This window comes from Hymenobacter norwichensis DSM 15439 (genome assembly GCF_000420705.1).
Lineage (GTDB): Bacteria > Bacteroidota > Bacteroidia > Cytophagales > Hymenobacteraceae > Hymenobacter > Hymenobacter norwichensis.
Genome location: NZ_ATVL01000014.1, coordinates 83,979 through 108,684, shown reverse-complemented (window position 1 = coordinate 108,684; position 24,706 = coordinate 83,979). Strand labels below are relative to the sequence as shown.

At 55.5% G+C, this 24,706-nt stretch carries 17 protein-coding genes; 9 read left to right on the top strand and 8 right to left on the bottom strand.

Features of this window, described 5'->3' with window-relative positions:
* Nucleotides 1-48: 48 nt before the first annotated feature.
* The 5 genes from G536_RS29880 to G536_RS0125250 all read left to right on the top strand — a co-directional run bounded on the left by G536_RS29880 (nt 49) and on the right by G536_RS0125250 (nt 8,367).
* Entirely contained in the window at nt 49-2,688 is a 2,640-nt protein-coding gene (locus G536_RS29880; RefSeq protein ID WP_022826407.1) for a glycoside hydrolase family 31 protein, read from the top strand.
* A 1,093-nt stretch (nt 2,689-3,781) separates the two neighbouring features.
* Nucleotides 3,782-4,558, top strand: a complete 777-nt coding sequence (locus tag G536_RS0125275; RefSeq protein WP_157530952.1) for a ParA family protein — start codon at nt 3,782-3,784, stop codon at nt 4,556-4,558.
* The gene (locus G536_RS0125270) at nt 4,555-4,878 is read left to right on the top strand and encodes a hypothetical protein (protein ID WP_022826403.1); all 324 of its coding nucleotides are present in this window, start codon (nt 4,555-4,557) and stop codon (nt 4,876-4,878) included. Before G536_RS0125275 ends, G536_RS0125270 begins: the two co-directional genes overlap by 4 nt.
* 769 nt (nt 4,879-5,647) lie before the next feature.
* On the top strand, nt 5,648-6,688 hold the full coding sequence (locus G536_RS0125255) for a replication initiation protein (protein ID WP_022826400.1): 1,041 nt from the start codon (nt 5,648-5,650) through the stop codon (nt 6,686-6,688).
* A gap of 629 nt (nt 6,689-7,317) precedes the next feature.
* A complete protein-coding gene (locus G536_RS0125250) occupies nt 7,318-8,367 on the top strand; it encodes a tyrosine-type recombinase/integrase (RefSeq protein WP_022826399.1) in 1,050 nt (349 codons plus the stop codon).
* A 119-nt stretch (nt 8,368-8,486) separates the two neighbouring features.
* Here the strand turns inward: G536_RS0125250 and G536_RS32440 are convergent, their stop codons facing one another.
* Both G536_RS32440 and G536_RS0125240 read right to left on the bottom strand, forming a co-directional pair.
* Nucleotides 8,487-8,678 (bottom strand): hypothetical protein, encoded by a 192-nt coding sequence (locus tag G536_RS32440; protein ID WP_157530951.1) that lies wholly within the window; start codon nt 8,676-8,678, stop codon nt 8,487-8,489.
* Nucleotides 8,679-9,171: 493 nt separating this feature from the next.
* Nucleotides 9,172-9,789: a TetR/AcrR family transcriptional regulator gene (locus G536_RS0125240; protein ID WP_022826397.1), complete on the bottom strand. Its 618-nt coding sequence runs from the start codon at nt 9,787-9,789 to the stop codon at nt 9,172-9,174.
* Nucleotides 9,790-9,925: 136 nt separating this feature from the next.
* On the opposite strand from G536_RS0125240, the gene G536_RS0125235 reads away from it, so the two are divergent.
* On the top strand, nt 9,926-10,933 hold the full coding sequence (locus G536_RS0125235) for a hypothetical protein (protein ID WP_022826396.1): 1,008 nt from the start codon (nt 9,926-9,928) through the stop codon (nt 10,931-10,933).
* A gap of 195 nt (nt 10,934-11,128) precedes the next feature.
* Here G536_RS0125235 and G536_RS0125225 read toward each other — a convergent pair whose 3' ends face one another.
* Nucleotides 11,129-11,797: an NAD(P)H-dependent oxidoreductase gene (locus G536_RS0125225; RefSeq protein ID WP_022826394.1), complete on the bottom strand. Its 669-nt coding sequence runs from the start codon at nt 11,795-11,797 to the stop codon at nt 11,129-11,131.
* Nucleotides 11,798-11,890: 93 nt separating this feature from the next.
* Here G536_RS0125225 and G536_RS0125220 point away from each other — a divergent pair, with 93 nt between their 5' ends.
* Entirely contained in the window at nt 11,891-12,262 is a 372-nt protein-coding gene (locus G536_RS0125220; protein WP_022826393.1) for a winged helix-turn-helix transcriptional regulator, read from the top strand.
* 51 nt (nt 12,263-12,313) lie between these two features.
* Here G536_RS0125220 and G536_RS0125215 read toward each other — a convergent pair whose 3' ends face one another.
* A complete protein-coding gene (locus G536_RS0125215) occupies nt 12,314-13,180 on the bottom strand; it encodes a helix-turn-helix domain-containing protein (RefSeq protein WP_022826392.1) in 867 nt (288 codons plus the stop codon).
* 137 nt (nt 13,181-13,317) lie between these two features.
* On the opposite strand from G536_RS0125215, the gene G536_RS0125210 reads away from it, so the two are divergent.
* Both G536_RS0125210 and G536_RS29875 read left to right on the top strand, forming a co-directional pair.
* The gene (locus G536_RS0125210) at nt 13,318-14,385 is read left to right on the top strand and encodes an SDR family oxidoreductase (protein ID WP_022826391.1); all 1,068 of its coding nucleotides are present in this window, start codon (nt 13,318-13,320) and stop codon (nt 14,383-14,385) included.
* A 188-nt stretch (nt 14,386-14,573) separates the two neighbouring features.
* Nucleotides 14,574-14,924, top strand: a complete 351-nt coding sequence (locus G536_RS29875) for a hypothetical protein (protein ID WP_022826390.1) — start codon at nt 14,574-14,576, stop codon at nt 14,922-14,924.
* A gap of 401 nt (nt 14,925-15,325) precedes the next feature.
* Here the strand turns inward: G536_RS29875 and G536_RS0125200 are convergent, their stop codons facing one another.
* The 4 genes from G536_RS0125200 to G536_RS29870 form a co-directional block, all read right to left on the bottom strand.
* Nucleotides 15,326-16,636: a glycoside hydrolase family 43 protein gene (locus G536_RS0125200; protein ID WP_051167096.1), complete on the bottom strand. Its 1,311-nt coding sequence runs from the start codon at nt 16,634-16,636 to the stop codon at nt 15,326-15,328.
* A 259-nt stretch (nt 16,637-16,895) separates the two neighbouring features.
* On the bottom strand, nt 16,896-19,262 hold the full coding sequence (locus G536_RS0125195) for a glycoside hydrolase family 127 protein (protein WP_022826388.1): 2,367 nt from the start codon (nt 19,260-19,262) through the stop codon (nt 16,896-16,898).
* A gap of 267 nt (nt 19,263-19,529) precedes the next feature.
* Nucleotides 19,530-21,158 (bottom strand): RagB/SusD family nutrient uptake outer membrane protein, encoded by a 1,629-nt coding sequence (locus G536_RS0125190; RefSeq protein ID WP_022826387.1) that lies wholly within the window; start codon nt 21,156-21,158, stop codon nt 19,530-19,532.
* 18 nt (nt 21,159-21,176) lie between these two features.
* Complete coding sequence (locus G536_RS29870; protein ID WP_084708891.1) at nt 21,177-24,191, bottom strand: SusC/RagA family TonB-linked outer membrane protein; 3,015 nt, start codon at nt 24,189-24,191, stop codon at nt 21,177-21,179.
* Between the last annotated feature and the right edge of the window lie 515 nt (nt 24,192-24,706).

Below are 24,706 nucleotides of genomic sequence, written 5' to 3'. Positions count from 1 at the left end.
TCATGCAGAATAGCCTAAGTTGCATGGAGCTATCTTTTAATTGACTTTATGCCCCGTTTCTTTTCCTGTCTGCTGGTTAGCATTTCGGTATTAGCCCAAGCAGCGGCCGCACAGCCGCACTCCTCAGCTCAGCGCTCCGTGCAGCGATACACCCAGGCCCCCGACCGGGTCACGATTAGCCTAACCGACGGGCAGCTAGTGTTACGGCCCTTGACCGAAAATGCCATTCGGGTGCAGTTCACCAAGGATGCCCCGCTGCCGCTGCCCGAGCTGGTGCTGACGAGCCCGGCAAAAGTACCCGCCTTCAAGGTGACGGAAACGAGTACGATAGTGCAGCTTGCCACGAAGCAAGTGAAGGTGCTGGTAGATAAGGCCACCGGCGCCGTGCGCTACGCGGATAATAAGGGCCGCGTGTTTTTGCAGGAGCAGCCCACCACCCGCTTACGGGCTGCCGCGCCCGTACTGGGCGCAGCCAACGTGGTGGCTGAGCAGCAATTCCTGACTGCGCCCGACGAACTGCTGCTGGGACTGGGACAGTTTCAGGATGGGCACTTCAACCTGCGCGGTATCACCCGGCAGCTCACGCAGGTGAACACCCAGATTGCGTTGCCTTTTATTTACTCGAGCAAGGGCTACGGCCTGCTCTGGCACCAGTACGGCCTAACTGATTTCAACCCCGCCGACGTGTCCATTGCGCTGGAAAAGCAGGTAGCCGCGGCGCCCACTGGCCAAGCCGTGGACGCCACCACCGCCACCGGCACCCAGAAAGTAGCCCAGGGTCAGGCCACCTACACTGGCACCTTTACGCTGCCCGCGGCCGGAGAATATTCGCTGATGCTCGACCTAGGTGGGATGGGTAACCGGCACTACGTGGCCATCGACGGCGTAGCGTGCCTTGACTTCAGCAATTTCTGGCTGCCGCCCACGGCCAGTGCCAAGGTGAAACTGGCGGCGGGGCCACACCGCGTCCAGGTGGTGTGCAAGGCCGATAACACGCCGCGCGTAACCTACAAGCAAGTGGATGACCGCACCACTTTCCGCTCCCCTAATGCCCAGTTACTGGACTACGTAGTGTTTTACGGCCCGCAGGCCGAGGCCGTGATTCAAACCTACCGCAACCTGTCGGGCCAGGTACCGCTGCTGCCGCAGTGGGCCTATGGCTTTTGGCAGTGCCGCGAGCGGTACACCTCCAGCACGCACCTGACCGAGACGGTGCAGGAGTTTCGGCGGCGCCAGATTCCGATGGACGTGATTGTGCAGGACTGGCAGTACTGGGGCAAATACGGCTGGGGCGTCATGCAGTTCGACGAGGCCAAATACCCTGACCCGGCCGCGCTCATGCAGAACCTGCATTCCCAGCATGCTCGCTTCAATATCTCAGTGTGGGAGAATCTGAATAAGGAGTCGGCCATCGGTAAAAGTCACGTGGCTAATGGCTTGTACATTCCAGATAGCCCCTGGCTTGACCTTACCAATCCGGCGGCCCGAACGGCGCACTGGGCGGCCATCAACCAGCACCTGTTTGGCTACGGCGTGGACTCGTGGTGGCTGGACGCCACCGAGCCCGAAAACGACGCCCTGCACGGCAAAAAGCTGTTCCTAGGTCCAGGCGACTTTTACCGGCTTACATATCCCCTCTTCGTCAACCAGGCCGTGTACGAGGGCCAGCGCGCCACTACAGCCGACAAGCGCGTGTGCATCCTCACGCGCTCGGCCTTTTTGGGGCAGCAGCGCTACGGCACCATCAACTGGTCGGGCGACATTGGCGGCACTTGGGAAAGCTTCAAGCGCCAGATTCCGGCCGGGCTGGGCTTCACCATCACGGGCCAGCCGTACTGGACCACCGATATCGGCGGCTTTTTCCGGCCCGGCGCCGGGCAATACACCGACCCGCAGTACAACGAGCTGCTGATGCGCTGGTACCAGTGGGGCGCATTCACGCCCGTTTTCCGGGTGCACGGCTACCAGACCGAAACCGAACCCTGGAAAAACGGCCCCGTAGTGGAAGCCAACATCCGACAGTTGCTGGACGTGCGCTACCGCCTGCTGCCCTACCTCTACTCCGCCGCCTGGCAGGTGCATCAAAATGGCGCGACGCTGATGCGCCCGTTGGTGATGGATTTTGCCACCGACACCACCGCCACGCACCAAGCCTACGAGTACTCCTTCGGGTCAGCTTTCCTGGTAGCGCCCGTCACCAAACCAGGCGTGACGGAGTGGCCAGTGTATTTGCCAAAGGCAGCCGCGTGGTACAACTTCTGGACCGGCCAGCGCCACGCGGGCGGGCAAACCGTGGTGGCCCCCGCACCCTTGGCCACTACCCCGGTTTTTGTAAAAGCGGGCGCCATTGTGCCTCTGGGCAAGCGTCTGCAATACACTGGGCAGAAGTCGGCTGACACACTAGAAATCCGAGTGTATCCCGGTGCCGATGGCCGGTTTGCCTTGTACGAGGACGAGGGCGACAGCTACCGCTACGAGCAGGGCCAGCACACGCTCATCGATTTCGCCTGGAACGAAAAACGCCAGACCCTAACCATTGGTCCGCGGCAAGGCACTTACCCCGGCGCATTGGCGCGGCGGGTGTTCAACCTGGTGTGGCCCAGTGAGGCCACCGGGCTGGGTGCCGCGTTTGGCACGCCCCAGAAACAAGTGGTGTACACCGGCAAACGATTGACGATTAAACGGTAGTGCTATATGGTTCACAATATCTGATATTTAGGCACCTACCCTTAATGAGCATGAGAGTTTTCAACTTCCTCTCGCCCCGCCGTTTTCCCTGTGCACACTATGCTGGCGTGGATGCTGCTTGTGGTGCTGCTACTCGCTGGCTTGTACTACGGGGTTCGTCTCAGTATGCTGGCTGGTTGCCAAATGGCTGCTGTTAGTGCTTTACCTAAATTCAGTCTATAAAGCAGTACTAGTCTCTCAAATGCTTTCCTAATGGGAATAGACTTCGCCAATCTGAGCCTATGGCTGCTACTTATACTGCTGGAGAATCTGCTCACGCTCGCTGCCTGGTGCTTCTGTTCACCTACCCCTCAATAAAAAGTATATGTAGCTGTAAACAGTCATGATTGTTATACTCACGCTATTCTATTCTTTACCAAACTTTTTGTTGCTGCCGGCGGCGTTGGGCAGTGCTGGTTACTTGTCTCTGCTATCCGGGCCAATACATGAGGCCTCTGACCGGCCACAATACGACTTGATTTTTGGCGTGCACACGTTTAACCCAATCCACAAGCGCGCGTGGATAGGACCCTATATTATCGATGGGACGCTATACATTGAAGCGGAAAAGTTGCCGGCTGAGTAAGGCCCGATCCGACAAATTCTGGCTGAACGGCGCCTGCACGTGTTGCACACGGTGGTCGAGTGTATGGGTACAGCCCAGACGGAACAACAATCTGCCAACTACTTAATGGAAGCAGTCTGTGTCCCTTATCGATTAGCAGCGCGGCTTAATGCGCGTAACGATAATATGAAGCCAAAATATGCTCTCATATTATATTAACAATAGTAACAATTCTAAAAATTGTTACTATTGTTAATATAATAGATACTGGCACTGTAGTGAACAAAGGCATTACTATGATCTTTCTTCTCATACTAGAGAATCTACTTCAGCTTATCGTACTGAGGTGACTTTCATGTTACTTTCTATTACCATTCTTAATTGTCCATATCTTAAATTTTAACAATTGTTGCCGTGATAACAATTGTTAAAATTTAAACCATTGTTAAAATATAGAAAATTATCTACATTGCTACAATTACTGTCATTGTGTATATTGCCGCCATGCAGACAATTGTTTTTTCAAACCATAAAGGTGGTACAGGTAAGACTACTTCCTGCCTAAACGTTGCTTACGCCCTCATTGAGGCTGGTAAAACGGTTCTTCTTGTCGATTGTGATAGTCAGTGCAATTTGTCCCAAAGTTTTGCTTACCGCCCAGCCGAGGGTAAAACAATCGGTGCAGTACTACTTGGCCAGGCCAGCTTGTCGGATGTAGTTGAAGAAGTAGGAGAGGGCCTATACTTGATTCCGAGCTCTTCCAACTTGTCCGAAGTAGAGGAGCGTATTAGCAAAAAGCCAGGCGCCGAGTTTGCCCTAAGCGAAGTATTGGAGGAGGTGGAAGAGATTGATTTCTGCCTCGTTGATACCCCAGGAGGGCTTGGTAAACTTACTTATGCAGCTCTAACTGCAGCTGATGCGGTGTTCATTCCGGCCCAACCTGAGTATTACGGCATTGAGGGATTAGTGGGCTTACTCGAAGTGTGTCAGCAGGTGCAGAAGCGCCTGAACAAGAAGCTGAAGATTGGAGGGTTATTCTTCACTCAATACAATCGAAATGATCGGCGGCGGGCGCAACGAGATATGGTGAACCTACTTGAGACCCACCCTCTCTTTGGCCCGTTAGTGATGCATACCACTATTCGCCCTAACGTGAGTCTAGTAGAAGCACAGATCGAAAAGGAAAACATCTACAACTGGGCTCCCCAATCGGCTGGGGCTCAAGATTATCAAGCTCTTACAACTGAAATACTTTCCCGGCTATGAGCGACGGCAAAAACAAGCCCCGGTTTGGCAACAAAGTACTTGCCTCTATTACAGAGCGAATTGAACCGCAAGCCCCCCTTACAGACATACCGGCTGTACATGAAGAAGACCAACCTATATGGGTGTCCTTTACCACAGCCGTCACTCGCGAAACATACATGAAGTTGAAACAGGCTGAGTATTGGGAACCAGCTTTCCTATTCAAGGAGGTCACTGAAGCTGCCCTTCTAAAGGAGCTAAAAAACTACCCAAACGCGGAAAAGCCTCTGCCCCCAGCTGCCTTGGAGAAGCTTTTACGCAGCAGCAAGAAGCTACGTTAAGTTCTCAGGATCAGTAAAATCTCTGATTCATCTGTGTCTAGTAGAAAATTTCGCTAGGCTTGTGCTAGGTAGCTCAAGTTCTGCTAGCATGGATATATGCTTGCTGATAATCAAATGGCTAACGGTGCCATTTTTCACGCAGATAATTTTCATCGCCTTAATGTATGAATCAGGACGATGTCAGAGTGCCATTTTTCACGCAATTGCTCAGAGAGATAAGTACCTTAAAATCATGAGGTTCGATTTGCCTGATCCAGGTCATGAAAATGTGTGTCATATTCTTTAAAAGCCCTTTCTGAGATAGGGTCTTTTAAAAGGAACATTAAGTATTCTTAATTTTCTCAAAAAAAAACTGAACCTCTTCTGTATTCTTAAGCTATTCTTTTATATATTCTATATTCAGGGAGGCATAACTTGCTATATATCAATTGATAACGACCGTTATCTACGTGAAAAACGGCACTCTGCTACGTGAAAAATGGCACTCTGCTACGTGAAGAATGGCACCATCTACGTGAAAAATGGCACTCTGCTACGTGAAGAATGGCACCACTACGTGAAAAATGGCACTCTTAGAGGGAAGCTGAACTTGTCCTGCGTGAAAAATGGCACTTCATCGCAGGAAAGTGGCCACCTGAAAACGACACTTTTAAGCTAACGCCCTTCTGCGTGAGAAATGGCACTTACTTTCCTAATTACGTGAACCCTGTTAGCTTTTCACGTATATCCGTCTATCTTCGCTTGCCACCCCCTGACTTCCTATCCATTCATGGTGCCCACGATCATTCCTCCGCTTTATCCCCGGGCTTACCAAGCTAATGCTCTTGTGCGTGCTCCTCTGAAGCTGACCCATGTAGAGGCGCGCATTTTCGCGCTGGCACTAGGTTGCATTCACCAAGACCAGACTGAACTGCCAGGTATATCTATTCCCTTGAGTCGCGTTATGACTCAGAAGAAAGGGGGTAGCGTTTATGAAACCATCCGTGACGCATGTAAAAGTTTGATGTCGAAAGTAGTTAGTATTGAGTCGCAAACTGGCAACAAAAAGCGCTTCACGGCTTACTCTATCATCAGCTATATTGACTTAAATGAGGGCACCGGCTATTTGACAGGGAATTTTGCGCCTGAAATCAAACCCTTTCTCCTGCAGTTGGCCGAGCAGTACACCCATGTGGAGATTGAGACGTTGCTGACTCTTAAATCAGCTCATGCCCATCGGCTCTATTGGCTACTTAAATCTTGGGATGATGTTGGGATTTGGGAAGTGGGCTTTGATGCCTTGCGTAAGCAGGTCCTTGGAGATGATAACGACGTAACCTACACGCTATTCTATGATTTCAAGCGGTACGTGCTCGAGCCAGCTTTGCGTGAACTTTACTCACTGGGGTGGGTAGTTACCTATGAGCCAATAAAAGATGGTAAAAAGGTGAAGTCTGTTCGGTTTACCATTCCTAAGCCGCTAGCTCAAATTAAGCCGAATGACATCTTTGAGCCTACTCATGTGAATAAGGGCAAAAAGAGTTCTAAAATAGGAGAAGAGCAAATGAGCCTGCCTTTACAGGTTGAGCTACCTACATTGCAACAACGCATCGTTACGCGCTTGCAAAAGCTGAAGATGACTGTCGCTCAAATCCAGCATGTGTTAAACTTTATGGGTGATGATGAAGCTAAAATTGCGCGGCTTATGAAAGTGAGCCATCCGTTATTGCGTGACTTTGAAGCTGGTAATAAAGTTTTTGACAATCTGGGCGGCGTAACTATTAATTTGTTGAAAACCGAATTCCCAGGGCTATACCCTATACTCAAATAGATGCCAAACGGGTAAAAGAGAATTTTAGAATTATTAGTAAAAAACAGCATTCAAATGCAGCCTTTTGATGAATTTATGCTAATATATACTCACACAACGAATGGGATGGTAAATGTAGTAGACCCAACAATGTGCAGTTGAGTTTGAAAGGTATATCCGGTGTAACTAAAAGAGCAATACGATGTTATTTTTTCATGCATAGTACAAAACACGATAACATTAATTTAAAAATTATATACTACAATCTGGCGGATGTGTTAGTAGCTTCGTTCATCAAAATAGTTGTTCACTAAAAGGATAATTTTTAGTGAAGGTGAGATGTAAAGTCTTATTGTCCTTGACATAGATTGGGTTGCAGGCTATAGACCATTATTCTTCAGTAGATTTTCCATAGCCAATGGCTTTGCCTGCCATTGACCTCAGTACGACGTATTGCTTAACATCTTACTATTATTCATTTAATCAAACTTAAACATAAGTTATGATAATCGTTAATTATCATAACTTATGTTTACCCGAACAAACACAGGACTTTTCGGCCTGGTTTGACTCCTTTATCTAAAGATGTGTACCCAAGGTGGAGGTGACGTCTCGAATCTCTGGTCCCAGTAACACCTCGAACTTCCTCTATGAACGAAGACCTGTCGCTCGTCCCGTCGACCAACACCAACCAATCGGTCAGCGCACAACTGGCGCGGGCCTCGGCCAAGGTCGCGGGCTTTCTGGAAGCCGGCCTGCAAGGAGCGGCTAACACCGAGCGAGCGTACACGTCGGACTTGAAAAGCTACGTGGCCTTCTGCGAGCAGCACAGCCTGCAAGCCGTGCCTGCTGATGTGGACACGCTCACTGAGTACGTGGCTCACCTGGCCTCCGAGAAACCTGAGCTCGCACTAGGGGGCGGTCGGGGGAAGAAGGGCCAGCAACCGCTGACCGGGCCGCACGCATTGGCCACCATCAAGCGCCACCTGGCCGCCATCCGCAAAGCCCACCAACTCGCGGGTTACAAACTGCCGGCTACCCTGGAGGCGCTCAACCTCGTCATGGAAGGTATCACCCGCACGCTGGGCAAGCGGCAAGTTCAGGCGCAGGCGTTTACGGTCGAAGAGCTGAAGCAGGCCATTCGCCGCATCGACCTGGACACGTCGGCCGGCATCCGCGACCGGGCGCTGCTGCTGCTCGGCTTCGCCGGGGCCTTTCGCCGCTCGGAGTTGGTCGACCTGAACATCGAGCAACTGGAGTTCACCGAGCGCGCTTTGCTCGTGCACCTGGCTAAAAGCAAGACCAACCAATATGGTGCCGTGGAGGATAAGGCGATTTTCTACGCGCCCACGCTGGATTTCTGCCCCGTCCGCTGTTTGCGGGCCTGGCTGAACCTACTGGGCCGGACGACGGGGCCGCTGTTCGTGAAGATTCCCCGCACCACGCCGGGGCAACTGGCCATTCCGTCGCAGAAGCGGCTTTCCGATATCTCCATTAACAAGCTGGTGCAAAAGCGCCTCGGGTCCGCTTACTCGGCCCATTCGTTACGGGTGTCCTTCGTAACGACGGCCGTGCTCAATGGGCAATCCCACAAGGCCATTAAAAACCAGACCAAGCAAAAGACCGATGCCATGATTGAGCGCTACACCCAACTCAACAACGTCGTGTCCTATAATGCGGCCCAAGCGTTGGGCCTCTAGCACCAGGAGCAAGGGTTCGTAGTGTTAGATAGGGGCCCACTTTATTCTCAGTAAGATGACTGCCTCCGCTTGAGGTAGTTATCCAGCATTTACGGAAGGTTGACAGGAACGGGGGGAGACTACTCGGTAGCCATTGTGGCAGCTACCCGACGCCGCAGGTGGCGCAGGTGGTGGCGCACGAGCAGTAATAGGCCCAGCAACCCGGGGATAAATAAGAGCAATGCCCATGTATTGGCTTCCGGGCAACTCGTACCTGTAAGGTCGGTCAGATTCACCATGAAGTCACACAGTACCGGTACGCCAGCCGGCACAAGCAGTAGAGCAGGAAGAGAAACAGGTCAGGCATGAAGTAGTAGGGCAGCTTGCAGGCGGCGAACGGTGCACGCGTCGCGCAAAACAGCGTAAGTCAGGCGCAGTAACAGCAGCGGAATGGCCACAAGAAACACCAGCAGATTAGCCAGTATATTAGGTTGTTCCACCAGCCGCCAGCGCCCGGACCGTAGATTTATAGAGCGGACACAGTGAAAAGTAGGCCGGGCTATTGGCAGCTGGCGGCGGGGCAGCAGTGTTGACGGCGAGGCCGAATAGCAGTGGCAGCAAGGGGCGCAGAGTGGGCAGCAGTAACCAAGCGAAATAAATACTAAAGAATAGGCCACCTCAGGCAGGAAGGGAATACCATTTTCCTCCATCAGGTACCCTAGTAGTAGAAGACACACCCTATAACCTGCCATTTACTAGGCTTCTAAGGGTGTTATCAGACCACTAGAGGAAAATCTCCGACTTAGCAGCTAGGTAGTATGCAGCTTACTTATTAGGCCCGTGCAACCCGCCCTGAATCAGCGCGGCGAAGGTTGCCGCCGCTTCCTGCTCGCTGCACTTCCCGGCTAGCATCAGCACTGATAACGCCTCTCCAGCGCCGACCAGCCCGACGCAGTGCCGGTGCAGCGCCGCCGGAGCGAGCAAGCTATGCGGCCCGAGCGCCGCGGCAAACAGGTGGGCATACCCCGCCAGCAGCTCTTGCTGCACGACTGCCATTTCCTCGCTGCCGGACAGGGCCGCCCCGACTGCTTGCCATTCGCCCCCCATCTCCAGAGAACAGCGGATATACGCGCTGGCCAGCACCTGAGCCGTAGCCACGAGGCTTTGTTGCACGCCGCTCAGCGCCGCTTGCAACGCCTGCGTATGCTGCGCGTCGAGGGCCTTGTAGAGTTCGGCCAACAAGCCCGCACGAGTGCCGAAGTGTTCGTAGGTGATGGGCTTGGACACGCCGGCCTGCGTCGCCAGGTGGCCGAGCGTGAGCCGGTCGGCCCCTTCTTCGCGGACGATGACTAAGGCCACCGTCAGTAATTGGCGACGACGCTCCGCCTTTGAAAGGCGGCTGGCAGCCGGCTTGTGCGCGGCTGGTTCAGAAGGGTGAGGCATGCAGAGGGGATGAATGGATCCTAGCTAAACGGGGTGTCTACGAAGTAAGCGCACTTTTAAGCTACTATTCACAACCTACCTTTGGTAACTTACAAATAGTAACTTAGCTTTGCCAAAAGTAACTCATCCCCTTCTCATGATACAAGCTCCCCTTCTGTTCATCGGCGGTACCGGCGCCATTGGTCGCCAGACCGCGCAACACTTACGCGCTATTCACCCCGAGGTACCACTCTTCATTGGCGGGCGCAACCTGGCCAAGGCCGAAGCGGCGGCCGCCGAAATCGGCCAGGCCGAGGGCGTAGTGCTGGACCTAACCGCTCTGGACCTGGGCCTAGGTCGGCGTCCCTTCAGCGCGGTTGTCATCTTCTATATGGACCACACCCTGGCCGCGTTGCGGTTTGCGCAAGGGCGCGGGGTGCCGTTCCTGAGCATCTCGACGGGCATCTTTGAAATTGCCCCTGAAATAGCGGCCTACATGCACCAGCCGCACGCCGCCGCCATCGTGCTCGGCTACGAATGGCTGGTCGGGGCTACCACCGTACCGGCCCTGGCGGCAGCCAAAGCGTTTGGCCGGGTGCAGGACATTACCATTGGCGCGCTCGTGGATGAGCAGGACGCTGGCGGGCCAGCCGTGGCTGCCGACTTTGACCACTTGGCAAAGCTGATGCCCGCGGCCTTTACCCGGCGCGACGGCGCCTATAGCTGGCGGGCGGGCGAGGACGCTAAGGCCACGTTCCGGGCCGTCGACGGCACCCTGGTCGAGGCCACTGGCTTCTCCTCCATTGATGTCGTGGGCCTAGCCACGGCCACCAACGCGCCGAACGTGCAGTTTAATCTGGCTATGGGGGTCAGCTCCACCCGCCGCCGGGGGGAGCCCAAGTCAACTGAAATCATCCTGGAGCTAACGGGGGAAGACCACGCGGGCCAGCCCCTACGCACCCGGCAGGCGGTGGTGCACCGGGGCGGAGCGGCCCCGCTGACGGGCCTCGGCGTTGCGATGCTCCTTGAGCGGCTCACCGGGCTCGATGGCCAGCCCCCGGCTCCGGCTGGCCTCTACTTTCCCTACCAGTTGCTGGAGCCGACGACCTATTTCGCGCGCCTCGAGCAGAGCGGTGGCCTAGTGCTACCGCTAGACGTGCTATAAGGGGCAGCGAGGCGGTTAGTCGCCGGTAAAGACCACAATGGGGGATTGTTAAACGACTAGGATGTCTCTGAACCAGTACAAGTCATTAACCCCGCCGCCGATATTTAGAGCATCAGCGGCGGGGTTAGTACCAATCAGGAACCCGATGTACGGATTTGGTTCAGACCTGGGAATGCTTTGCGCAATGAACAACGGTTAATAGGCCCCTACATCAAACGGCGCTTCCTCAGCCAGCGTTAGCAACCGCGCGGCCCATGCGTCCAACAGGGCTTCTCGTTCTGCTTGCGAAAGACGAACCGGCCCGTACACCACTTGCGGGGCCAAGACCGTGAAGCCGGTGAATTGCAATATTCCCCGGTGCAGGGGCCGCAAGACACCAGCCAAATCCCCTTGCAATCCGCCCGGCTGGTAGTCGGCCGCCCCGCCCCCGGTGGTGAGCGAGAGCAACGCCCGCTTGCCCTGAAACGGGCCGTTCTCGTACACTTTTCCTGCGCCATAGGCCCGCCCCATCGCAAACACGCGGTCCACCCAACCCTTGAGCACGGCCGGCACCGTAAACCACCAAAGTGGAAACTGCCAGATCATCACGTCGCACCACGCCAGCTTTTGCAGCTCGCGTTCTAGGTCGAGCGCAAAGCCGTGGTGTTCCGTCGCGTGGAGTTCCTCTAGTTGCTGCTTGTAGAACACAGCGTCGTGGACGGTGGTAAAGTTGCGGCGGTCGGAAACCGGCTCGAAGCGCAGGTGATAGAGGTCCGTGACCTGGACGGCGTGGCCGGCCGCTTCGAGGCTCGCTACCGCCGTTCGGAGCATGGCCCCGTTAAAACTGTGGGGCTCTGGATGCGCAAAAACAAGAAGGACATTCATGGAAGCAGGTGTTTCGTTTCGCCAAAACTACCTTTGCCGTGGCTCTCGAAGAGAGGCAACAGCTACTTGTGTGGTACTAACAAAAAAGGAAGTATGACGACTCGAAAACCCACTTCCACCAACCAGCGCAACCGCCAGGTCCTAGATGAGTATTGCGGTATGACTTACGCGCTGCACCTGCTCGGGGGCCGCTGGAAATTGCTCATTCTGTACAAGCTCGAACAGCAGAAACGCCGCTTCAGCGAGTTGAAACAGGTCTTGCCCCACATCACCGACCGGATGCTGACCTTGCAGCTCCGTGAGTTAGAGCACGATGGCCTGGTTGCCCGCACAGTGTTTGCCGAAGTGCCGCCCCGCGTCGAGTACGAGCTAACGGCCAGCGGACACGCGCTTTCCCCCACCTGGAAAAGCCTAGAAGCCTGGGGAAATACGCACCGGCAGGCCACTGAGACCATGCCCGGCTAAGGGTTGCTGCTGGCAGCCTTAATTGAAAGCGGGGGTGAAGGGTTGGCGCTGTTAATGCTCCACCGGGATACCAGTGCGCGCTTGTTGCACCTGCGCCCGGTACTGGGTGGGCGTCTGGTGCGTTACGGCCCGAAATGCTTTCGTCAGGTGGCTTTCATCCGTGTAGCCGTACTCCTCGGCCAGCACCGACACCGTTTTGTCGCTGAATTCGAGCTGTAGTTGCAGCGCCCTGATACGGCTTTGCTGAATGAAGCCTTTCAGACTCTGCCCCGTGTGCCGCCGAAAGTACTGGCCGATATAGCGCGGGTTCAGGGCAAAGTGCGCGGCCACGGCCGGGGCCGTGAGCCGGGCGGGTTCACGTAGGTGAGTGTGCAGGTAGTGAATGAGGGCGGGCACGATATCCTGGGCGGCGTGGGTCATCGTCGCCGGCCGGTGTTGCTGGCGTAGCCGCTCGCGGGCCAGCAACACCAGCATGCTCAGCACGCTGGCCTGGATGGTTTGCGCGTACAAAAACGGCCGCTCATGAAACTCACGGATGCAGAACTCGATCTGACTGCGCAGGTAGGCCTGAGTGGCGGCCTCAAAAACAAAGGGAGATGCGGGCTCACCCGCTTCCAACAGCGGCTGCAGCAGCGCAAACGTCTCGTTGGCCTGTAACAGAAAGCCCAGATTGAGCTTGATCAGGCAAAAACGGGTCGGTTGGGCAATGGTAAAGTGGTGCGTATCATGTGGGGTACACAGAAACACGTCGCCCCCTTGATAGGGATAGTGCTGGTCGTTGAGCTGGTGCGTGCCCTCCCCGTGCAGGATGTAGATCAACTCGTAGTGCGTATGCCGATGCAACGGGTAGTGCCAGGTGTCGGCCTCGAACACGCGCACGAAAAAAGGACAGACCTGCGAAAAAACTGCCAGCTTCATTTTCTACCGGATTATCTCTGCGTTCTACAAAGTAAGGGCTTTAGCGGGGCTAGACCTTTGAGGCTCGCGGCCTTGCTCCTGAAACCCCGGCCTGATTGCCGGCCACTACCCGAGCTAACCGGCCGCAGCTCCCTCGTATGAATGCTAGCACCACTATCCTTAACGTAGCGCTCGTCGTCGGCGCGCAGGGCGTCATTGGCCGCAATTTGGTCGAACACCTAGCCACGCTCCCGGACTGGGAAGTCATTGGCCTCTCCCGTCGCGGTGGTGAGCCGCAGGCCCGGGTCCGGCATATCGCCGTTGACTTGCTGGATGCCGCTGCCTGCACCACCCAACTGCGCGACTTGACGCACGTCACACACGTCTTCTACGCCGCTTATCAGGACCGGCCCACTTGGGCCGAACTCGTGCCCCCGAACCTAGCCATGCTGGTCAACGTGGTTGAAGCCCTCGAGCCAGTGGCTATCGGCTTGCAACACATCAGCCTCATGCAGGGCTACAAGGTGTACGGCGCTCATTTGGGGCCGTTCAAGACGCCGGCCCGCGAAACGGACGCCGACCATATGCCCCCCGAGTTCAACGTCGACCAGCAGCGCTTTCTGGAGCGCCGACAAGTAGGCAAAGCCTGGAACTGGTCTGCCATCCGCCCTTCGGTGGTGGGCGGCTTTGCTTTGGGCAATCCCATGAATCTGGCTTTAGTCATTGCCGTCTACGCCGCCATATCCAAAGAGCTCGGGCTGCCCCTGCGGTTTCCGGGCAAGCCGGGGGCGTACGACAAGCTCCTGGAGATGACCGACGCCGGGCTGCTGGCCCGGGCCACGGTGTGGGCCGCCACCGAGCCGCGCTGTGTTAACCAGGCCTTCAACATCAACAATGGGGACCTGTTCCGCTGGAACGAGTTGTGGCCTAAACTAGCGCGTTTCTTTGAACTGGAAGTGGCGCCGCCGCTCCCACTGCCTCTACAGGTAGTGATGGCCGATAAAGGGCCGCTGTGGGAAGCCATGGTGGAAAAATACGGGTTGGCACCTCATTCCTACGAGCAGGTGTCGAACTGGGGCTTCGGGGACTTTGTCTTCTCCTGGGACTATGATCTGTTTGCCGATGGCTCCAAAGCCCGCCGGTTTGGTTTCCACGAGTTTATCGAGACGGAGGCCATGTTCCTGGATATCTTCGCGGATCTACGGCGCCGAAAAGTCATCCCTTAAAGACAGAAAGCTCCCCCATCTTACTGCAGGCTACGCAGGCGTAGCGCAGGCTTCAAGGATCCAAGTGAAGCTGGTACCTAAGCACTGGACGTAACTTAGCGGCTCTTATCCTAAAAGCGACCGTAATTAGCGGTTCGTTCGCTGACTTCCTCTTACGGGATGGCTCTGCTCTTTCCAGCCGCTCGCTCATGGTAGAGATATTTCAGAATATTCGGGCACCGCACGAGTTTATGCCGCCGTGCGAAGAGCTGGCCCCATACGTGATTTTTTTTGCCCAGTCGGCCTCGGTTGCCCTAGCAAGCGTCCCGCTGACAGAGCCAACGCGCTTGCTAGCAGGGAAGATGTTTGCCAGCTGGACCCCCACTTGCTATATCAATTTAGGCCCGGGTTATTCCATTGACCTGGCTGAGCAGCGGTACCACGTGCAGGCGGGCGAGGATGTGCTACTACTGCGCAACACGACCGTGGTCCGCCATAAGTCGGCGGCGGACTGCCTTCTCACTCTCAAGTTTTACCCCGGCGGTGAGGTGGTCAGATAAATCTGGACAGAATAAGATATTATCTTTCCAATGTCATGAAAGCCAGCCCTCAGCCTGCCAAACGTCGGCATTATGAGCCCACCTTCCGTATCGAATCCCTGCGCCTATTCAGCGAGAGCCGCACCAGGCCGGCAAGCGGCTGCGCGGCAGCCGTCCCCAGTTGCTCTGCCCTTAGCAGTAGACACCGCTCGGGGCCAAAGTACTCGACTGGGGCCGCTCTGGTCAAAGCCCAGCCGAATTCGCTCGGTTACCAAGCTCCCAACTACTTCGAAACCTAATTCCAAACAACGGTCCAACGCTGTCCGGCATAGCTAGACCGCCTCACGTACTTCATGACAACGCCTAGGCAAAATCTAGTGTACTGGCTGTCCACGCACCCTAGGCTCCCTGATTCTTTCCTATTAATTAAACTGCCACCAGTCGAATCGGAGGGTATTATTGCTGGTCTCCTTGAAGACAAAGTACACATCGTGTACTCCACTTTGTCGGCGCACTTTACACGACTGGACTACCCAGTTATCGATACTCCCGGTACTCTTCACTTTCAAGGACCCCAGCAACGCCCCTGTAGGGCTATCGAGGTGTAGCTCAACCAGGGAACTGGGTGCCGTGCTCGCCACCGACGCCATAAACTCCTTGGCTCCCTTTTCAAAAGAAACGCCTTTTACCTTGATGTAGTCGCCAGCGTCTATTGCCGTGACATACATGCCGTTGGCGCCTTTACTGGTTTTCAGGCCTTGGCTCCAGGCAATGGTTTCCGCCTCGGTGCGCTTATACGGGTTTAGTACCGCAATGCCGTCTACGCCGGCTTCCGACCAAAACGGCAATTTCTGAATGGTGCCGTCACTGTTATACGTCAGCTTCGCCAGGCAAACCGAGCGCCGCTCCGTATGCGTTGGGGATAGGGCTTTGGAAAGGGCATAATTGAAGCCGAACAGATACGTGCTTCCCTTATAGTCGATAATGCCCGGATGGTTGCCGTTCGACCTTTTGTCGCTATCCATCAGCATTCCCGTATAGTTCCAGGGGCCCGTGGGGCTGCTACTCATGGAATAGCCGATGCCTTCCGGGCAGCAGGTGGAGGCGTACCCCATGTAATACTTGTCTTGCCGTTTGTAGAACCACGGCCCTTCCTGGTAATTAGCCGGTTTGGTGGGTGATTTGACAATGCCCCCCGAATAGGAAATCATATCCTCGTTCAGCTTAACATAGTACAGATTCGGATTACCCCAGTATAAATATGCCTGCCCATCGCCGTCAATGTAGACCGTGGGGTCAATATCATCGATGCTGTTCTGAATCAAGGGCTTACCTAGCGGATCGGTGAACGGGCCGTACGGGCTGTCTGACACCAGCACCCCAATTCCTTTTACGTGGATGGGGCAGTACAAATAGAACTTGCCATTGCGCGCGATGCACTGCGGGGCCCACGCTCCGTTCTGCGGCGACCAACTGAAGCTCTTGGTCGAGGCGACCGTGCCGTGGTCGGTCCAGTTGACCATATCGGTGGAAGTGTACAGCAGCCAGTTAAACATCTTAAAGCCTTTGGCATCATCCTCGTCATGGCTGGTATAGAGGAACACGGTGTCGTTATGGACGAGAGGGGCCGGATCCGCCGTGAACTTGGTCTGGATGATGGGGTTTTGTGCCTTGCCTACAAAAACTAACGATGCGAATAGCAACATCATCAAAATAGTAACCTTTGCTTTCATGCTTTTGCGATTTGATAATAAGGCACTTATGAGAATCGATCCTTTTGGTGTATCACTATACTTGGGACACCGATTACAAGAGCAGCGCTTCCTACTGCAATAGCAGCTATCAAGCGAGTTGACAGCCGCCATTGCAGTAGGAAGCGTATGCCGCTACCCTCATTGAGTCACGGTTTCGACAGCGTAGCACAACTCTTTGCCTGGAATAAGGTCACCGATTGGACCTATCCGCAAGCGTGTGCATGGCGCATCTAAGGAATTACTTTAGCAGCCGCACATCGAACACGCCCCCAGCGGTGGACCCGGGGTCGGCGGCAAACTTGACGGTAAGTACTTGGCTGGTGGGACCGGTGCGTAGCGCGGCGGGCAGGGGGTATTCTACATCGAAGAACGTGCGGCCCTTACTGGCGTCGGAGGTTACTTTTTGCAGCAACTGGTCGTTGAGAAAGATGAAAAAGGTGCGGCCTTGGTCGCCGCCGAAATATGTCACGCGCAGGGCCCGGGCTTCGGCCTTGGGGTTGCGCAGCTTATAGCTGAACCAACCGGTGGCGTGGCGGTAGTGGCGGTCCTGAAACACGCCCGCTTCGGTTCGTTCGCTGGCAAAACCGTGGTCAGACTCCGGCTGCTGCTCACCGGGCGCTACTCGGTCAACGGTGCGCGCATCCAGGGCCAACTGTTCGGCGTCTTTTTTACGTATGGCTTCTTTGCGGGCCACCAGTCCTGCGGGCGTTGTTACGGGCCAATACACCATGTAGCGCGTGTCGTGCAACTGGTAAAACGGAACTAGCTTCACGTTGCGGTACTTGTCGGCATCAATCAGGCCAGCGGCCGTAAATGTGAGCGGCTCACCGGGCACGGGCCGGATGCCCGCCGTCAAGTCGGCTGGTTGGCTGCTCACCAGTACCGGCGCCTCATCAATGGGGTAGAGCCGGCCGTTGGCCACGTGACCCATGCGGCTACCACCGGCGCGCAGACCAGGCTGGTTGGTGGTATCGGTGGCGGCGGCCAGCACGATGGGCCCATGCACGAACGACACCCACGGCGAATGATCGGGCAAATACTCCGCCTCCGTGTGCATCGGCAGGGCTACCGTTACCACGTCGCCCGATTTCCATTTGCGCTCTACCGTCACGTAGCCGGGGGTAGCCGGGCTGGTGGTCACCAGCTGACCATTGACCTGCACTTGCAACTGGCCAGTTGATACCCAAGCCGGCTGCCGGATACTGAGCGCGAACTTGCGGGCCTTTTTCAATTTCAGCGTTAGCTCCGTAGACTCCGCCAATGGAAAGCGCGTGTTCTGGGTAAGGGTGAGGCCAACCAGCTGCCAGTTCAAGCGTGAGGGCATGAACAAGTTGACCAATAGTTGCTCGGTGCCGCGGTGCGCGTACACCAGTTCGCCGTACTTGCCGTGGTTTTCCAGCCCTGAGCCCACGCAGCACCAGAAGCTTTCCTGCGGCTGCGAGTACACGCGGTAGTGCCGCGGCCGCATCGAAGTGAAGTACACAAACCCACCTGTGCCCGGGTGTTGCGAGGAAAGAATGTGGTTGTACGTTGCCCGTTCGTAGTAGTCCAGGTACTTGGTAGCGCCGCTGGCCAGGTACAGGTCCTTGCTGAGCTTGAGCATGTTGTAGGTGTTGCACGTCTCGGGGCCTTCCTTGCTTTCCAGCATGGAGGTGAAGTCGGTGGACGGCTGAAAATGCTCGCTCACGCTGTTGCCCCCAATCGAGACGGTACGGTGCTCCACTACCGTTTGCCAGAAAAACGTGGCGGCGTTGCGCCAGGCCGGGTCGCCGCCTACTGCGGCAATGCGCTCGTAACCAATCACCTTCGGGATCTGGGTGTTGGCGTGCATGCCGTTGAGTTTATCCTGGCCTTGCAGCAGGGGTTGCAGCAACGCCTGGTGCGAAAACCGCTGCGCCAGCTTCAGGTACCGCGCATCGCTGGTGAGTTCGGCCACGTCGGCAAACACTTCGTTCAGGCCGCCCTGCTCGGCACGCAGCATGTCCTGAATCTGGGCATCGGTGAGGTTGGCCGTGAGGTCGAGGCACCAGTCGGTGAGCTTAATCAGCATCCCTTTTGCTTTCTCATTGCCCGCTAATAGGTAAGCATCGCGCAGGCCAGCGTAGGTTTTGTGCAGATTGTACCACGGCACCCATTTCTGGTTCAGCCCAAAGCCATTGGCCTGCACGTTGCCGGCTTTCACCTGCTGCCACATGGCGGGCCCACCCGGAATGCCGCCTAAGTAGCCGTTGCCGCTTTTTTGCTGGCAGATTTCCAGCTGGTCGATCATGTAGGTGAGGCGCTGCTGCATCTGCTCGTCGCCGGTGGCCGCGTACATCAGCGCCAGCGCCGAGAGGTAGTGCCCGCCTACGTGGCCGTCGAGGCCGGTGTTTTCCCAGTTGCCGTACCGTTCGGCTTTGGGCGTGAGGCCGGCCGACAGCTGAAACGGAGCCAGCAGCCGGTCGGGGTCCAGGGCCATGATATAGGCCCGGTCGGTTTGCTGAGCTTCGCGGAACGGGCTGTCGAGGAGCGCTACCGACGACAAAGGAAAACTTTCCAGCGGCGCTGACTGCCCAGCTCCTAAGGTAGGCAGCAGCAGCGCGCAGCCCAGAAGAATACGGTTCATAAGAAGAGAAGTGCGTAAAGCAGAAACTTTTGGTAATGGAATGAACCCGCTACCAAGTAGGAGCAAGGCTTCGTTGAAATGAGGCGAAACGTATCAGATAGTTCGTAGGGGTTGGGAGAGGGCAACTACATCATCAAGCTCTAAACCGTGTGCGTAAAGGACAGAAGATAGCGCAGTGTAGTTGCTGCCCGCGGCTCACTTACAGAATTGAAAAGGGAGAAGCCAGCTTCTGCACGCTTGCCTCTCCCTTCCCTACATCTGCCCTAATTAGTAGCCTGGATTCTGCCGCAGGTTGGAGTTGGTGTTCAGCTCGTTCTGCGGAATCGGCATTAGCTTCCGGTAGTCCCCGTTTGGAACGTGCGAGAGCCACGACTTGGTGGTGTACACCCCGAAGCGAATCATGTCCTGCCGGCGGTGACCCTCGGCGGCAAACTCCCAGCCCAGTTCGTCGAGGAAGCGGCCGTACTGAATGTCAGCCCCACCCTGCAAGGGGCTGATGACGTTGTTACGAGCCGGTCCATAGGGGTAGGAGCTACCCCGCAGCAAGTCGGCACCCGTGACGGTGGCTTTGGCAGGCGTGGCGGTGAAGTTGCGCTGGCGCACTTGCGTAACCAGCGCCGCCGCCTGGCTGGTTTGGCCTAACCGGAGCAGCGCCTCGGCTTTCATCATCAACACATCGGCATAGCGAAACAGCGGAAAATCGTTGCTCAGGTCAATCCGGACGCCTTGCTTAATCTCGAATTTGCCCACCCGAAAGCCATCCACTTCGGTGGACGCATCGATGCCGGGCAGCGTGTTGGTGAAAACCAGCGGCCGGTTGGCCGTAGCCCCAAATACGCCCTGCAGGGGCTCGCCCGACGAGGAATACTGCTGACCCTGAATCCAGTTTTCGCGCAGTCGGGTATCGTCGGGGTCGTAGGAGTTGATGAACTGCGGAATGGCGCAGATACCCCCGCCCCACATGCTGCCTTGCGCGTTGTACGTAGCTTGGTTCTGGGGCTGCAAGGTTTGCATATGAATCCGGAAACCCGTGGCGTACAATTCGTCGAAGGGAATGGCAAACAAAATTTCCTTAGACCCTTCATTCTGCGTTTTGAACGGATTTTCCTGAATGGGTTCCAGCGAATAAATATTGGCATTGATGATGGCGTCGCACGAAGCCATGCACCGGGCCCAATCGGCTTGGCCGGTGTATACCTGCGCGTTCAAGTACATTTTGGCTAGCAAACCGTGGGCAGCCCACTTGTTGCTAAACCGTCCATAGGTGCTCACATCGGCTACGTCACTCAGAAGTGGCAATGATTCCGTTACTTCCTTGACAATGAAATCATACACCTGCGTGCGAGTGCTTTGCGTCGGGAGGAAGCCGGCTGGCACATCAAACCGGTCCACGATGGGCACACTACCAAACAAGTCGCACAGAATATAGTAGTACGAAGCTCGTAGCACCCGCATTTCCGCTATCAGCTGCTCTTTGCCAGCCGTGACCGGAATCTGACCCGATTCCACCTGAAAGATTACGCGGTTGCAATTGGTGATACCCGCGTACGATTCGCGCCAGGCGTCGCGGGGGGTGGCATCCAGCGCCGTCCAACGGTGCTCGTGCAGCCGGCGGTACGAGCCGTCGTCCACCCAGCCATTGGGCCGGGCTGGCGTTACAGTTTCGTCGGTGGAGGTTTCGTTGATGCGGTACACGCCGTTGAACTCCAGGAAGAGCGGCCGCCAATTGCCATAAGCCGGCCCGATAAGCGAAAGCACATCCTGCGAGGTAGGTGTGAATTTGCTGGTCACAATCTGGTTGTAGCTCTCGTCGTCCAGGTCGGTGCAGGAGTTGAACAGCCCAAGGCTCAGCGCGGCTAACAAGCCCGTCCGCACTAGTTTCGTGGTATTTTTCATAGTATGGAACGTAGCAGATTAGAAGGTTAGGTTGACGCCAAGAGTGAAAGTGCGAACCGTCGGGTACTTGTCCCGCTCGTCGTTACCGGGCGCTAGGCCAACGCGGTTCACTTCAGGGTCCAAGCCCTTATAGCCCGTGATGGTGAAAGTATTAAGCGTAGAAGCGTATACGCGGGCATTCTTCACGTACTTCACCAACCCTGGCTTGAAATTGTAGCCCAGCGTGATGTTGTCAACCTTCCAGAACGCGCCATCTTCCACGTAGTAGCTGTTGTATTCCAGCGGCATCGTGGTGTTGAGCACAGCCTTGTCAAACACGTTGTCGTAGGCCGATTGCAAGCGGTTGTACTGAATTACACCGGTGTTCTCGTAGTACATGCGCTGGAAGTTCAGGATCTGGTAGCCGAACGCGCCGCGCATGGTGATGCCCAAATCCACCCGCTTGTACTGGAAGTTGTTGTTCCAGCCGGCGTAGTACTTCGGCAGGCCATTGCCGAGGACTTGCTTGTCGTCTTCGCTGTGCGTAAACTGGTCGTAGGGCACCTGTTCACCTGCTTTGTTCTCGTAAATCCACTTGCCGTCTTCGGTTACGTCCACCACTTTGTAGCCGTAGAAGTCGCCGAGCTTCTTGCCTACCTCCACGCGGTGGGTATAGGTCTGAATAGGCTCACCGGTGTAGCCAGTCGTGAAGAAGTTGTTGGTGAGTTTGTACAAGTCGTTGTCCAAAGACAACAGCTTATTTTGGTTGTTGGAGAAGTTGAAACTGGAGTTCCATACGAAGTCCTTGGTTTGCACCGGCACCAAGTTGAGCAGCACTTCCAAGCCTTTGTTTTCCAGGGAGCCCACGTTGGCCGTGGTGGTCGGGAACAGGTTGGGCGGCGAAGGCACCTGGTAGTTGTAGAGCAGGCCGTTGGTGCGCCGGATGTAGTAGTCAACCGTACCATTCACCCGGCCTTTGAGAAACGAGTAATCGACACCCACATTCGTTTCGCGCTTTTCTTCCCAGCGCAGTGAGGGGTTCGGGTTGCTGATCGGGCTCAGGGTTTGCACCCAGCTGCCATTGGCCAGGAAATAGCCGGTGTAGCCCAACCGCGCCACGCCCAGGAACGACACGTCGGGGGCGGTACCCGTTACGCCGTAGCCGGCCCGCAGCTTCAAGTCGTCCAAGAACGTGAGGCCCTGCATGAAGTTTTCCTGATTGATGCGCCAGCCCACCGATACGGCCGGGAAGGTGCCCCAAGGCTGTTCAGCGCCCAAAAAGCGCGAGGAGGCTTCCCGGCGGACGCTGGCCAGCAGCAGGTATTTCTCTTTGTAGTTATAAGTAGCTCGGCCAAAAAAGCCTACCAGATTCCACTGGTTCTTTTCGCTGAAGATGGGGGCCCTACCTAGCCGCAAGGCGTTGCCGATGCCGATGTTGTTGTAGGTGAACAGGTCGGTGGGGAAGTCCGAGTTTTGCATGAAGAAGTTCTCCGACGTGTTCTGCTGGTAGCTGTAACCTCCCAGCGCCGACAGACGGTGCTCCCCAAAGCTGCGGCTATAAGTAGCCGTCAACTCAGCCAGCTTATCCACTATTTGCGTGGTGCCACGGGAGGCAAAGCCGTTCAGACCGTCGCGCAGAGTGGAGGGGTGCTGCTTGTCTTCCGAGTACCCCCGAATTTGGTTGTAGCGGGTATTGGCGGCCAGGGCTTTTAACTGCAAATTGTCAACTGGCTCCCAGCTGATGCTGCCGCTCAGCCGCGTATTCTGGTACGTATTCATGCCATCCGAATTGTAGAGGCGTGAAAGGGGGTTCTCGTAATTGAACAGCGAGAGTTGCTGGGCGTAGGTACCGTCGGGGTTGTAGACCGGCGCCGTGGGGTTGCGAATGACCGCCTGCCGATACGTGTATCCATTGAAGGCCCCGCCATCGGCAGTGGATGTATACCGGTTGTTGGTGTTGAGAATACCCAGGTTGATTTTCACCCGGCCATCAAACATGTTGTGGTTGATATCGGCCCGGCCGGTGAAAGTCCGGTTGTCGGATTTCTGGAAGATGCCCTCAAAGTAGCGGTAGTTGCCATTCACCAAGTAGCTGGTTTGGCCATTGCCACCCTTGAACGTCATATTATGCACGTGAATCAGCGGATTCTGACTGATTTCCTTGATCCAGTCGGTATCGCTGCCCTGGTCAGTGAAGCCCACCCCTTCGGCTAGCTTTTGGCGGTACTCGCTGGCGCTTAGCATATCGGGGCGGCGCGCAATGCGCTGGGTGCTCACGTAGCCACTGTATTCAATGGTGGGCGCAATGTTGCCCTGGGGGCGCTTGGTGGTAATCAGGATTACGCCATTGGTACCCCGCGTACCATAAATAGCCGCTGCCGAGCCGTCTTTCAGCACGTCTATCGACTCGATATCTTCGGGCGCTACCGTGTTGAGCGTACCCGGAATACCATCGATAAGTACCAGCGGCTGGGTACTGGAGTTCAGCGTAGCCGTACCGCGCAGCAGGATCTGGCTGTTCGCAGTAGGGTCGCCGCTGGGCGTACTCACGGTAAGTCCGGCCACCTTGCCTTGCAGCAGCTGGCCGGCATCCTTGGTGGCTCCCTTCACAAAGCTTTCCTCTTTCACGCTTGCCACCGAACTAGTTAGGTCGGCGCGGCGCTGCGTTCCGTAGCCCACCACCACCACATCGCCCAGCGCCTTGGTATCCGACTGGAGCGTGACATTGATAGTCGAGCGGCCTCCTACGGCCACTTCCTGGGCCGTAGAACCCACAAAGCTGAAAACCAGCACGGCATCGGCCGGAGCAGTTATTGAGAACCTGCCTTCCGTGTCTGTTTGGGCACCGTTGGTGGTGCCTTTCACAATTACATTGACGCCTGGCAGCGCAGCCCCGGTGTTATCCACCACCCGGCCCGTAATGGGCAGATCAGCCTGCCGAACGCCTTTGACAAATTTTATAGACGCCCAACTTGTATGGGGTGTTACTAGCGTCAACCCGCACAAGGAAGCTGCTAGAACAAGATGGTTGGGATGGGGTAGAGGAATTTTCATATTGGTGTTTATGAGGTGATAAACGAACTATGGTAATTGAGAATACGCTTTGATTGAAGCACAATCGATTGTGTATTTCAATCAAAAAAAAGCAGAGCTAAATAGCCCAGCAGAGGCATTCGGTAGACTTTACAAAGCATTGGAAAAGGAAAACCAAACTCGTTGGTTTATTTCCCTACAAGAGCGCTGATTGACAAAGAGGATTATGCAAACATAAAATTTATTTCTACCCTGCGCAAACGTTTGAGCAAAATTTTGAAAACGATTGCGTAATCTCTGTATAATGACCACTTTTGAACCTGTATCAGCCAAAAGGTCTACTCTTTACAACCTTATTATGCCGCCTGTATGGAGCCTGGTGCCTTGGATTGCTATAAACTCTTACTTATAGCTGCTCGACTTAAGGAACAGTAGGGCATAATCATCTTGCCGGAGGTGTAGCTGGTAGCCGCCTCTAGCTAGATGGTAAAAATGCTTGTTGGGTCACTGCCCATACAATGTAACCTATACTTCAA

Bases quoted from the DNA above. Each gene is read 5' to 3' on its own strand.
- G536_RS0125255 (WP_022826400.1), top strand. From the start codon at position 5,648: ATGGTGCCCACGATCATTCCTCCGCTTTATCCCCGGGCTTACCAAGCT.
- G536_RS0125210 (WP_022826391.1), top strand. From the start codon at position 13,318: ATGAATGCTAGCACCACTATCCTTAACGTAGCGCTCGTCGTCGGCGCG.
- G536_RS0125195 (WP_022826388.1), bottom strand. From the start codon at position 19,262: ATGAACCGTATTCTTCTGGGCTGCGCGCTGCTGCTGCCTACCTTAGGA.
- G536_RS0125220 (WP_022826393.1), top strand. From the start codon at position 11,891: ATGACGACTCGAAAACCCACTTCCACCAACCAGCGCAACCGCCAGGTC.
- G536_RS29870 (WP_084708891.1), bottom strand. From the start codon at position 24,191: ATGAAAATTCCTCTACCCCATCCCAACCATCTTGTTCTAGCAGCTTCC.
- G536_RS0125235 (WP_022826396.1), top strand. From the start codon at position 9,926: ATGATACAAGCTCCCCTTCTGTTCATCGGCGGTACCGGCGCCATTGGT.
- G536_RS0125225 (WP_022826394.1), bottom strand. From the start codon at position 11,797: ATGAATGTCCTTCTTGTTTTTGCGCATCCAGAGCCCCACAGTTTTAAC.
- G536_RS0125270 (WP_022826403.1), top strand. From the start codon at position 4,555: ATGAGCGACGGCAAAAACAAGCCCCGGTTTGGCAACAAAGTACTTGCC.
- G536_RS29875 (WP_022826390.1), top strand. From the start codon at position 14,574: ATGGTAGAGATATTTCAGAATATTCGGGCACCGCACGAGTTTATGCCG.
- G536_RS0125200 (WP_051167096.1), bottom strand. From the start codon at position 16,636: ATGAAAGCAAAGGTTACTATTTTGATGATGTTGCTATTCGCATCGTTA.
- G536_RS0125240 (WP_022826397.1), bottom strand. From the start codon at position 9,789: ATGCCTCACCCTTCTGAACCAGCCGCGCACAAGCCGGCTGCCAGCCGC.
- G536_RS29880 (WP_022826407.1), top strand. From the start codon at position 49: ATGCCCCGTTTCTTTTCCTGTCTGCTGGTTAGCATTTCGGTATTAGCC.
- G536_RS0125190 (WP_022826387.1), bottom strand. From the start codon at position 21,158: ATGAAAAATACCACGAAACTAGTGCGGACGGGCTTGTTAGCCGCGCTG.
- G536_RS0125215 (WP_022826392.1), bottom strand. From the start codon at position 13,180: ATGAAGCTGGCAGTTTTTTCGCAGGTCTGTCCTTTTTTCGTGCGCGTG.
- G536_RS0125250 (WP_022826399.1), top strand. From the start codon at position 7,318: ATGAACGAAGACCTGTCGCTCGTCCCGTCGACCAACACCAACCAATCG.